This is a genomic window from Variovorax sp. 01T439_2, from assembly GCF_056398445.1.
Genome location: NZ_JBFTPJ010000366.1, coordinates 1 through 11,092, shown reverse-complemented (window position 1 = coordinate 11,092; position 11,092 = coordinate 1). Strand labels below are relative to the sequence as shown.

Annotated in this window: 10 protein-coding genes and 1 riboswitch; of the genes, 9 read left to right on the top strand and 1 reads right to left on the bottom strand. The window is 67.0% G+C overall.

Features of this window, described 5'->3' with window-relative positions; all coding sequences use genetic code 11:
• The 9 genes from AC1DOC_RS17790 to AC1DOC_RS17750 all read left to right on the top strand — a co-directional run.
• The coding region (locus AC1DOC_RS17790) for a carbonic anhydrase (RefSeq protein WP_478130182.1) at nt 1-661 on the top strand (661 nt) is incomplete at its 5' end.
• 4 nt (nt 662-665) lie between these two features.
• Nucleotides 666-2,486 carry a bifunctional isocitrate dehydrogenase kinase/phosphatase gene (gene aceK / locus AC1DOC_RS17785; RefSeq protein ID WP_478130181.1) on the top strand — a complete coding sequence of 607 codons (1,821 nt, stop codon included), beginning with the start codon at nt 666-668 and terminating at the stop codon, nt 2,484-2,486.
• Nucleotides 2,487-2,548: 62 nt separating this feature from the next.
• A complete protein-coding gene (locus AC1DOC_RS17780) occupies nt 2,549-3,733 on the top strand; it encodes an acetyl-CoA C-acyltransferase (RefSeq protein ID WP_015867493.1) in 1,185 nt (394 codons plus the stop codon).
• 88 nt (nt 3,734-3,821) lie between these two features.
• A complete protein-coding gene (locus AC1DOC_RS17775; protein ID WP_015867492.1) occupies nt 3,822-5,072 on the top strand; it encodes a glutamate carboxypeptidase in 1,251 nt (416 codons plus the stop codon).
• 27 nt (nt 5,073-5,099) lie between these two features.
• Nucleotides 5,100-6,167 (top strand): acyl-CoA dehydrogenase family protein, encoded by a 1,068-nt coding sequence (locus AC1DOC_RS17770; RefSeq protein ID WP_478130180.1) that lies wholly within the window; start codon nt 5,100-5,102, stop codon nt 6,165-6,167.
• 86 nt (nt 6,168-6,253) lie between these two features.
• Nucleotides 6,254-6,682 carry a YchJ family protein gene (locus AC1DOC_RS17765; RefSeq protein ID WP_478130179.1) on the top strand — a complete coding sequence of 143 codons (429 nt, stop codon included), beginning with the start codon at nt 6,254-6,256 and terminating at the stop codon, nt 6,680-6,682.
• A gap of 26 nt (nt 6,683-6,708) precedes the next feature.
• A riboswitch (TPP riboswitch) is annotated at nt 6,709-6,813 on the top strand.
• 90 nt (nt 6,814-6,903) lie between these two features.
• Nucleotides 6,904-8,445, top strand: coding sequence for a phosphomethylpyrimidine synthase ThiC (thiC, locus tag AC1DOC_RS17760; protein ID WP_478130178.1), 1,542 nt, complete (start codon nt 6,904-6,906; stop codon nt 8,443-8,445).
• A gap of 53 nt (nt 8,446-8,498) precedes the next feature.
• Nucleotides 8,499-9,191, top strand: a complete 693-nt coding sequence (locus AC1DOC_RS17755; protein WP_478084188.1) for an HAD family hydrolase — start codon at nt 8,499-8,501, stop codon at nt 9,189-9,191.
• A gap of 99 nt (nt 9,192-9,290) precedes the next feature.
• Nucleotides 9,291-9,617, top strand: a complete 327-nt coding sequence (locus AC1DOC_RS17750) for a thioredoxin family protein (RefSeq protein ID WP_015867487.1) — start codon at nt 9,291-9,293, stop codon at nt 9,615-9,617.
• A gap of 339 nt (nt 9,618-9,956) precedes the next feature.
• Here AC1DOC_RS17750 and AC1DOC_RS17745 read toward each other — a convergent pair whose 3' ends face one another.
• Nucleotides 9,957-10,985: an AraC family transcriptional regulator gene (locus AC1DOC_RS17745; protein WP_018907062.1), complete on the bottom strand. Its 1,029-nt coding sequence runs from the start codon at nt 10,983-10,985 to the stop codon at nt 9,957-9,959.
• Nucleotides 10,986-11,092 lie beyond the last annotated feature (107 nt).

Genomic DNA, 11,092 nt, shown 5'->3' with positions numbered 1-11,092 from the left:
GCGCTACATGTGGATCGGCTGCTCCGACAGCCGCGTGCCCGCCAACCAGATCACCGGCCTGGAGCCGGGCGAGGTGTTCGTGCACCGCAACGTCGCCAATATCGTGGTGCACTCCGACCTCAATGCGCTCTCGGCGATCCAGTTCGCGGTCGAGCACCTGAAGGTCGAGCACATCATGGTGGTGGGCCACTACGGCTGCGCCGGCGTGAAGGCGGCGCTCAGCGGCAAGCGCATCGGCCTGGCCGACAACTGGATCCGCCACATCCAGGACGTGCGCGACCGCCACGCCGTGATGCTCGATTCCCTGCCCGAGGACGTGCGCGTCGATGCGCTGTGCGAGCTCAACGTGGCCGAGCAGGTGGTCAACGTGGCCGTCAGCACCGTCATGGTCGATGCCTGGGGCCGCGGCCAGAAGGTCAAGATTCACGGCTGGACCTTCGGCGTGCACGACGGCCTGCTGCAGGACCTGGGCCTGAACGTGGATGGCGCCAGGCCGCTCGACGCGGTCTACAAGGCCGCGGTGCAGCGCATCCGCTACAAGTGGAGCAAGCCCGCGGGAGCCTCGCCGTCGGCGCAGGCCGGGGCCGACGGGACCGAAGGCATCGATGCCGCCGCGGCCGTTGCCCAGGCCATCGAGAGCACCGGAACGAAAACCGGCTGAACCCATGTTCCCGCAGCGTCTCGATTCACCGCTGGCCTACGACATCGCCAAGGCGATGATCGACGGGTTCAATCGCCACTACACGCTGTTCCGCGCCGAGTCGGCGCGTGCCAAGCACCGCTTCGAAACGGCCGACTGGCACGGCCAGCAGCGCGCGCAGCGCGAGCGCATCGAGTTCTACGACATGCGCGTGAACGAGGCCGTGGCCCGGCTCGAGAAAGAGTTCAAGGCCGGCGACCAGCCGATGGAGGTGTGGCACCAGGTCAAGCTGCACTTCATCGGCCTGCTGGTGGACCACCACCAGCCCGAGCTGGCCGAGAGCTTCTTCAATTCGGTGACCACGAAGATCCTGCACCGGGCCTACTTCCAGAACGACTTCATCTTCGTTCGCCCGGCCATCAGCACCGAGTACATCGAGCCGCGCGGCGCGCCCACGTACAGGCCCTACTACCCGTCGCACGACACGCTGGCCGACACCATCGAGCAGATGCTGGACGACTACGGCCTGCAGGGCGGCTTTGCCAACAAGCGGCGCGATGCCGAGCGCGTGGCGCACGCCATCATGGGGCGCTTCCACCAGGTGAAGCTGCGCGCCAACTTCCAGCTGCAGGTGCTCTCGGGGCTGTTCTACCGCAACAAGGGCGCCTACGTGGTCGGCAAGATCATGAACGGCTTCGTCGAACTCCCGTTCTCGCTGCCGATCCTGCACGACAGCCATGGCAAGTTCTACGTGGACGCGGCGCTCTTCGGCGAGGACGACCTGCAGATGCTCTTCAGCTTTGCGCGCGCCTACTTCATGGTCGACATGGAGGTGCCCTCGGCCTGCGTGCAGTTCCTGCGCTCGCTCATGCCGCGCAAGCCGCGCGCCGAAATCTACAACGCACTGGGCCTTGCCAAGCAAGGCAAGACGCTGTTCTACCGCGACTTCCTCTCGCACCTGAACTACTCGAGCGACCGCTTCCGCATTGCGCCCGGCATCAAGGGCATGGTCATGCTGGTGTTCGACCTGCCCTCGTTCCCGTTCGTGTTCAAGGTCATCAAGGACTTCTATCCGCCGCAGAAGGACACCACGCGCGAGCAGAYCAAGGGCAAGTACATGCTCGTGAAGCAGCACGACCGCGTGGGCCGCATGGCCGACACGCTCGAATACAGCGACGTCGGTTTTCCGCTCGACCGCTTCGAGCCCGAGCTGATCGACGAGATCCGCAAGTTCGCGCCCAGCCAGCTCGAGATCGGCGACCGCGACGGCAACGGGGAGATGGAGCTCGTGCTCAAGCACGTCTACATCGAGCGCCGCATGATCCCGCTCAACATCTTCCTGCAGGAGGCCTTCGACACGCTCGCCAACCCCGAAAGCCCGGCGCATGCCAAGCGCGCGCAGGAACAGCTCGAGCATGCGGTGGTCGAGTACGGCAACGCCATCAAGGACATGGTGGCAGCCAACATCTTTCCGGGCGACATGCTGTGGAAGAACTTCGGCGTCACGCGCGGCGGCAAGGTGGTGTTCTACGACTACGACGAGATCGAATACATCACCGACTGCCAGTTCCGCAAGGTGCCCGCGCCGCGCAACGAGGAAGACGAGATGAGCGGCGAGGTCTGGTATTCGGTGGGTCCGAAGGACGTGTTCCCGGAAACCTTCGGCCCTTTCCTGCTCGGCAACGACGCGGTGCGCAAAGCCTTCATGGCGCACCATGCCGACCTGCTCGACGCTGCCTTCTGGCAGCACCACAAGGAACGCATCCGGGCCGGCCAGATGCTCGACGTGTTCCCGTACGAGGAGTCGCAGCGCTTTCCGCACGAGGGCCATGCGACCCATTTCTGATCGAGCCCCGGTCGGCGACGACCGCTTCCTTTTTTCTTTCCACTTTTCCGAAGGAGACCACCATGCCTGAATCCATCGTCATCGTCGGCGCCGCCCGCACCCCCATGGGGAGCTTCCAGGGCGACTTCTCTTCCCTTGCCGCGCACGACCTCGGCGGCGCCGCCATCAAGGCCGCCGTCGAGCGCGCCGGCATCGCGCCCGACAGCGTGGGCGAAGTGCTGTTCGGCAATTGCCTGATGGCCGGCCAGGGCCAGGCGCCGGCGCGCCAGGCGGCCTACAAGGGCGGCCTGCCCGACAGCGCGGGCGCGGTCACGCTCAGCAAGATGTGCGGCTCGGCCATGAAGGCCGCGATGCTCACGCACGACCTGCTGCTGGCCGGCACGCACGAGGTGATGGTGGCTGGCGGCATGGAGAGCATGACCAACGCGCCCTACCTCATGCTCAAGGGCCGCGGCGGCTACCGCATGGGCCACGACCGCATCTTCGACCACATGATGCTCGACGGCCTGGAAGACGCCTACCAGCCGGGCCGCTCGATGGGCACCTTCGGCGAGGACTGCGCCGCCAAGTACAAGTTCACGCGCGAGCAGCAAGATGCGTTTGCCATTGCCAGCGTGCAGCGCGCCAAGGCCGCCACCGAATCCGGCGCGTTCAAGGACGAGATCACGCCCATCACCGTGAAGGGCCGCGGCGGCGACACCGTCATTTCCATCGACGAAGGCCCGGGCAAGGTCAAGCTCGACAAGATCGCCACGCTCAAGCCCGCGTTCAAGAAGGAAAACGGCACCATCACCGCCGCATCGAGCTCGTCGATCAACGACGGCGCCGCCGCGCTGGTGATGATGACCGAGTCGCACGCCAAGAAGATCGGCGCCAGGCCGATCGCCCGCATCGTCGGCCATGCCACGCATGCGCAGCAGCCCGAGTGGTTCTCCACCGCGCCGGTCGGCGCCGTGGCCAAGCTGTTCAAGAAGACCGGCTGGACCGTCAAGGACGTGGACCTGTGGGAAGTGAACGAGGCTTTCGCGGTGGTGCCGATGGCGCTGATGCACGAGCTCGACGTGTCGCACGAGATCGTCAACGTGAACGGCGGCGCCTGCGCGCTGGGCCACCCGATCGGCGCCAGCGGCGCGCGCATCATGGTCACGCTGATCCATGCGCTGAAGGCGCGCGGCAAGAAGCGCGGCGTGGCCACGCTGTGCATCGGCGGGGGCGAAGGCACCGCCGTGGCACTCGAGTTGCTTTAAAAAAAACAAACGCCGCAAGCGCCCCTTGCCGGGGCGCTTCGTGGTTTTCTCTCTACGAATACTGCAGACAGACGCCAGGAGATTCTTCATGCGCCCATTCAATCAACGCACCCTGCTCGCAGCCCTGCTGGCCACCGCCTTGCTGGCGCCAGCCGCCGGCTGGGCGCAGAAGCGCGACAACGTGCTGTTCCAGGCCGCCACCGATGCGCAGCCCGCGGTGCTCAAGACGCTGGAGCAGCTGGTCAACATCGAAACCGGCACGGGCGATGCCGAGGGCATTGCGGCCGCGGGCAACTACCTCGAGGGCGAGCTCAAGAATCTTGGCTTCACCGTCACGCGCAGCAAGTCGGCCGGCCTCGTGGTGGGCGACAACATCGTCGGCAAGCTCAAGGGCCGGGGCGGCAAGAACCTGCTGCTGATGTCGCACATGGACACCGTGTACCTCAAGGGCACGCTCGCCAAGGCGCCGTTCCGCATCGAAGGCAACAAGGCCTACGGCCCCGGCATTGCCGACGACAAGGGCGGCAACGCCGTCATCCTGCACACGCTGAAGCTGCTCAAGGACTACGGCGTGCGCGACTACGGCACCATCACCGTGCTGTTCAACACCGACGAGGAAAAAGGCTCCTTCGGCTCGCGCGACCTGATCCAGGAAGAAGCCAAGCAGGCCGACTACGTGCTCTCGTTCGAACCCACGAGCGCGGGCGACGAGAAGCTCTCGCTCGGCACTTCGGGCATTGCCTACGTGCAGGTCAACATCACCGGCAAGGCCTCGCATGCGGGCGCCGCGCCCGACCTGGGCGTGAACGCGCTGGTCGAGGCGTCGGACCTCGTGCTGCGCACCATGAGCATCGACGACAAGGCCAGGCACCTGCGCTTCAACTGGACCATGTCCAAGGCCGGCAACGTGTCGAACATCATTCCGGCCAGCGCCACGCTGAACGCCGACGTGCGCTATGCGCAGAACGAGGACTTCGAGGCCGCCATGAAGACGCTCGAAGAAAAGGCGCAGCAGAAGAAGCTGCCCGAATCCGATGTCAAGGTGGTGGTCACGCGCGGCCGTCCGGCCTTCAACGCCGGCGAAGGCGGCAAGAAGCTGGTCGACAAGGCCGTGGCCTACTACAAGGAAGCCGGCGGCACGCTGGGCGTGGAAGAGCGCACCGGCGGCGGCACCGACGCGGCCTACGCAGCGCTCTCGGGCAAGCCCGTGATCGAGAGCCTGGGCCTGCCGGGCTTCGGCTACCACAGCGACAAGGCCGAGTACGTCGACATCAGCGCGATTCCAAGGCGCCTGTACATGGCGGCGCGGCTCATCATGGACCTGGGCGCCGGCAAGTAAGCAAGAAAAAAGACAGGAGACAACGCCATGCTGCTCAGTGCCGACCAGGAAGCCATCCGCGACGCGGTGCGCGATTTTTCGCAGGCCGAACTCTGGCCCAATGCCCCGAAGTGGGACCGCGAGCACAGCTTCCCGAAAGAAGCGCACCACGACTACCTCACGCTCGCGCTGGTGTTGGAAGAAATCGCGGCCGGCGACGGCGGCACCAGCACCGCCATCAGCGTGACCAACTGCCCGGTCAATGCGATCCTCATGCGCTATGGCAACGCGCAGCAGAAGAAGCAGTGGCTCGAGCCGCTGGCGCAGGGCCGGATGCTCGGCGCCTTCTGCCTCACCGAGCCGCAGGCCGGCAGCGATGCATCGAGCCTGCGCACCACGGCGCGCAAGGACGGCGATGGCTACGTGATCGACGGCGTGAAGCAGTTCATCACCAGCGGCAAGAACGGCCAGGTCGCCATCGTCATCGCGGTGACCGACAGGGGCGCGGGCAAGCGCGGCATGAGCGCCTTCATCGTGCCGACCGATGCGCCGGGCTACAGYGTGGCGCGGCTCGAGGACAAGCTGGGCCAGCACAGCAGCGACACCGCGCAGATCAATTTCGACGGCTGCCGCATCCCGGTGGAAAACCTCATCGGCGCCGAGGGCGAGGGCTACAAGATCGCGCTGGGCGCGCTCGAGGGCGGCCGCATCGGCATTGCGGCGCAGAGCGTGGGCATGGCGCGCAGCGCCTTCGACGTGGCGCTGGCCTATGCCAAGGAGCGCCAGGCCTTCGGCGGGGCGATCTTCGACCAGCAGGCCGTCGGTTTCAGGCTGGCCGAGTGCGCCACGCAGCTCGAAGCCGCGCGCCAGCTGATCTGGCACGCCGCCAGCCTGCGCGACGCCGGCCGTCCGTGCCTCAAGGAAGCCGCGATGGCCAAGCTGTTCGCGAGCGAAATGGCCGAGCGCGTCTGCAGCGCCGCGATCCAGACGCTGGGCGGCTATGGCTATGTGAACGACTTTCCGCTCGAGCGCATTTATCGCGACGTGCGGGTGTGCCAGATCTACGAAGGCACCTCGGACATCCAGAAGCTGCTGATCCAGCGCGCACTGGCCTGAACCGGGCGCTCGGAAGGCTCCTGGACGGCGCCCCGGGCTTGCCCCATCGGGCGAAGGGCCCGGAGGATGTTCCAATAGAGGCCTTCATGAGCGCCACTGTTCCCCCCACCGGACCTTGCCCCTGCGGCCGCACGGACCGCCGAGACAAGCCCATCGGCTATGCCCTGTGCTGCGGCCGCTACCTCGAGGATTTCGAGGGCACGCCCGCGCCCGACGCCGAATCGCTGATGCGCTCGCGCTATACCGCCTTCGTGCTGGAGYGCGGCCCCTACCTGCTTGCCACCTGGCATGCGTCGACGCGGCCGGCGTCGATCGAGTTCGAACCCGGCGTGAAGTGGCTGGGCCTGGACATCCGCTCGCGCTCGGTGCTGGACGCCGACCATGCCGAGGTCGAATTCGTCGCCCGCCAGCGCAGCAGCACCGGCGCCGCCACGCGCCTGCACGAGCGCAGCCGCTTCGTGCGCGAGGGCGACCGCTGGTTCTACCTCGAAGGCGATCTGCAGACCCCCGGTTGACGCACCGGGCCATGGCCCGCACAATAGTCCCCGCTCCGGGGTGCACGCATGTGGCGTGCTGAGATGGCAAAGTGCCGACCCGCGAACTTGATCCGGGTCATACCGGCGTAAGAAGAGCTGCACTCCCCGACTCCGGTCCCGCCACCCACCCACCAACGTGGCGGCCCAAAGTCCTCAGAGCGATTGCGGAGCACCCTTTCCCTCAACAAGGAGTGCCCCGCATGAATGCCCCAGACAAGTTCACCTCCCTGCTCTCGCTCACGCGCGAGCCCTTTCCCGCATCGCACAAGTGCCTGATCCCGGGCAGCCGGCCCGACCTCAACGTGCCGGTGCGCGACGTGCTGCTGACCAACGGCGAGACCGTGTCGCTCTACGACACCTCGGGCCCCTACACCGATGCCAAGGTCGAGATCGACGTGCGCCGCGGCCTGCCGGGCGTGCGCGGCGCCTGGATCGCCGAGCGCAACGACACCGAAAGCTACGAAGGCCGCTCGCACCAGGCGCTCGACGAGGGCCTGAAGCACGCGCACGACCACGATGCCCAGCGCCTGGCCGAACTGCGCGCCGGCGCCTCGGCGCTGCAGCGCACGCCGCGCCGCGCCAAGGCCGGCGCCAACGTCACGCAGATGCACTACGCGCGCCGCGGCATCGTCACGCCCGAGATGGAATACGTGGCGCTGCGCGAGAACGGCAAGCGCGAGTGGATGGCCGAATACCTCGCGAATGAGGAGCGCGCCAAGCGCGTGGCCGGCAACCCGATGGGCGCGAGCATTCCGCGCATCATCACGCCCGAGTTCGTGCGCGACGAGGTGGCGCGCGGCCGCGCCATCATCCCGGCCAACATCAACCATCCTGAAGTCGAGCCGATGGCCATCGGCCGCAACTTCAAGGTCAAGATCAACGCCAACATCGGCAACTCGGCGGTCACCTCGAGCATCGAGGAAGAAGTGGAAAAGCTCGTGTGGGCGATCCGCTGGGGCGCCGACAACGTGATGGACCTTTCCACCGGCAAGAACATCCACACGACGCGCGACTGGATCGTGCGCAACAGTCCCGTGCCCATCGGCACCGTGCCGATCTACCAGGCGCTCGAGAAAGTGGGCGGCGTGGCCGAGGACCTGACCTGGGTGCAGACCATGATCGAGGGGCCCGGCCACGTGCCGATGCACATGATCCAGGCCAACATGGACGAGCAGCTCAAGCACTGCCACGAGGCGCCGTTCTACACGCTCGGCCCGCTGACCATCGACATCGCGCCGGGCTACGACCACATCTCCAGCGCCATCGGCGCCGCGATGATCGGCTGGGCCGGCACCGCGATGCTCTGCTACGTGACGCCCAAGGAGCACCTGGGCCTGCCCGACCGCGACGACGTGAAGCAGGGGATCATTGCCTACAAGATCGCCGCGCATGCGGCCGACGTGGCCAAGGGGCACCCCGGCGCGCGCTCGCGCGACGATGCGCTCAGCAAGGCGCGCTTCGAATTCCGCTGGCAGGACCAGTTCAACCTGGGCCTGGATCCCGACACGGCGCGCGAATTCCATGACGAGACCCTGCCCAAGGATTCGAGCAAGGTGGCGCATTTCTGCTCGATGTGCGGACCGAAGTTCTGCTCGATGAAGATCACGCAGGAAGTGCGCGAGTACGCGGCGAAGAAGGGCGTGGCCGAGGCGGAAGCCATGGCCGAAGGAATGGCGCAGAAGTCCAGGGAGTTCATGGCGGGCGGCGGCGAGATCTACATCCCGATCCAGCCCGCGTCCTGAGCCCGGCCGGGGTCATTGCTACCATGGGGGATTCCCCCGAACCCCTCCGCGCAATGACCCCATTCCCCTTCGACGCCGTCCTTTTCGACTGCGACGGCGTCCTCGTCGATTCCGAACCCATCACCAACCGCGTGCTCGCCGAGATGCTCGGCGAACTCGGCTGGCACCTCACCACCGAAGAGTCGATGAACACCTTCACCGGCAAGGCCGTGAAGGACGAAACCGCGCTCATCGAATCGAAGACCGGCGTCAGAATCACCGAAGACTGGCTCAAGGCCTTCAGGGTCCGCCGCAACGAAGCGCTCGAGCGCGACCTCGTGGCCATTGCGCACGCCCCCGCGGCCATCCGCGAAGTCCATGCGCGGCTCCGGGGCCGCATCGCCTGCGCCTCGGGCGCCGACCGCCACAAGGTCGAGCTGCAACTGGCGAAGGTCGGGCTGCTCGAGTGCTTCGAGGGCCGCATCTTCAGCGGCCACGAGATGCCGCGCTCCAAGCCTTATCCCGACGTTTACTTGGCCGCTGCCGAGGCGCTGGGTGTCGATCCGAAGCGCTGCGCGGTGGTCGAGGACACCGTCACGGGCGCGATGGCCGGCGTGGCTGCGGGTGCCACGGTGTTCGGCTACAGCACCGGCGAATCGGGCCACAGCGGCCCCGAGGCGCTGCGCAGCGTCGGCGCGCTGCAGGTGTTCAGCGACATGCGGGAACTGCCCGCGCTGCTCGCTTCGCACGGCCTGCAGCCAGCCTGAAAAACGGGCTCGGGAAAACCAAGCCCCTGCCGCGAGCAAGCCCGCGACGTTTCTGCTGCAATGGCATCAAGCAAGCCAGTCCACAAGGAGCCGGATCCCATGACTTCCGAATACAAGACCGAGCAGCCCGACCGCGCCGAGATCGATGCCCTGAAGGGCCCGGCCGTGGTCGAGTTCGGCACCAACTGGTGCGGCATCTGCAAGGCCGCCCAACCTCATATCGCCGAGGCCTTTGCCAAGTACCCGGACATTCCGCGCATCAAGGTCGAGGACGGCAGCGGACGACCGCTGGGCCGCTCGTTCAACGTGCGGCTGTGGCCCACGCTGGTGTTCATGCGCGACGGCCAGCAGGTCGCGAAGCTGGTGCGTCCCGAAGACAGCCAGTCCATTGCCGACGCGCTGGCGTTGATTGCACAGCCGGGCTGAGCTTCGCAAGTGCCTTTGTTCAGGGCGCCGCTGATTCAGGGTGCGCTCCCGCCGACGGGGTACCTTGCTCCGCGAATGTCCCCCGGCCTGCGGCCTCCTCCTTGATTTCGCTGCGCAAGGCACCCCATCAGCGGGAGCGTGATCAGAGCCGTCGTTGATCGGCGGTACACCAGCAGCGTGCCCCAGTGCCCAGGGCATCGGGTGCTCCCCGCAGCGAAATTAAGGAGGAGGGGGCGTAGCCCCCGGGGGACATTCGCGGAGGGGAGTACCCGGTGGCCTGGGCACCCGCCCCGAACAAGAGCAACAGCACCCCGAACAGCGACGCCCCGAACAAAGGCGTCACAACCCCCGCAGCCGAAAGTCCCGCGGCGCATGTCCCGTCCATTGCAGGAACGCACGCGAAAAGCTCTTCTCGTTGCGAAAGCCCACGGCCAGCGCCACCTGCTTGATCGGCCGGCTGGTGCGGCGCAACTGCTCCACCGCCATCTCGTGGCGCACTTCGTTCTTCAGCGTCTGCAGTGACGTGCCTTCTTCATGCAACTGCCGATGCAGCGTGCGGCTCGACACATTGAGCAGCGTGGCCAGCGCCTCCGCCGTGGTGGCTTCGGCGGCCCGCGAACGCAGCAGCTCGCGCACGCGCTGGCCCAGCAGCCGGTCGCGCCGGTACTGCAGCACCGTGAGCGGCAACGCCCGCTTGAGCATCGTGCGCAGCGCGCGCTCGTCGCGCTGCAGCGGCAGCGCGAGGTAGCGCTCGTCGAAGCTGATGCTCGCCTCGGGCGCATCGAAGCGCACCTCGGGCGTGAACATCAGCGGATAGGCGTCGCGGTGCGGCGGCGCTGCAAAGGGAAAAGTCGCGTCCCGCAGCGAGATGCGCGAATCGATGGCCCAGCAGACGTACCCGTGCAAGAAGCGCAGGCTCGTCACCAGGCAGAACTCGCGGAAGGCCTCGTCCAGCGGGCGGTGCTCGGCGATGCGCAGCGTGGCCACGCCGCCCGACACCTCCAGCGCCAGCGTGATGTCCTCGGTCAGCAGGCGGTGATGGCGGCACCAGCGCTTGATGGCCACGCCCAGGTCGGGCGAGGTCAGCGAGGCGCGGCACAGCATGCCGTAGCTGCCCCAGGGCAGCCGCCGCGAGAACCAGCCGAGCGCCTCGTCGTCCAGCTCCTGCATCGCATGGCCCGACAGCGCCTCGAACTGCGCGGCCGTCACCCGCGCGCCCGGCCGGGCCAGCTCGCGCGGCGTGATCTGTGCCGCTTGCAGCGCCGCGGACGGATCGACGCCGTAGCGCTCGTAGCCCTGCACGATGGCTCTCACGAAGGCCATCGGCGTGACGGCGCGGGCGGGTCGGAGGAAGGACGGGGACGACATGGTCAGGTGGTTCCGGCGTGGCGCAATTTGCAACCATTGTGGCGCCAATTGCGGCGCGGCGAGGCGTAAGCTGCATTCTTCCAAGCGCCCATCCGCGTGGGACAGCC

Excerpts from the sequence above, each read along its gene's own strand:
- AC1DOC_RS17780 (WP_015867493.1), top strand. The coding sequence starts at position 2,549 with ATGCCTGAATCCATCGTCATCGTCGGCGCCGCCCGCACCCCCATGGGG.
- AC1DOC_RS17775 (WP_015867492.1), top strand. The coding sequence starts at position 3,822 with ATGCGCCCATTCAATCAACGCACCCTGCTCGCAGCCCTGCTGGCCACC.
- thiC (WP_478130178.1), top strand. The coding sequence starts at position 6,904 with ATGAATGCCCCAGACAAGTTCACCTCCCTGCTCTCGCTCACGCGCGAG.
- AC1DOC_RS17755 (WP_478084188.1), top strand. The coding sequence starts at position 8,499 with ATGACCCCATTCCCCTTCGACGCCGTCCTTTTCGACTGCGACGGCGTC.
- AC1DOC_RS17750 (WP_015867487.1), top strand. The coding sequence starts at position 9,291 with ATGACTTCCGAATACAAGACCGAGCAGCCCGACCGCGCCGAGATCGAT.
- AC1DOC_RS17745 (WP_018907062.1), bottom strand. The coding sequence starts at position 10,985 with ATGTCGTCCCCGTCCTTCCTCCGACCCGCCCGCGCCGTCACGCCGATG.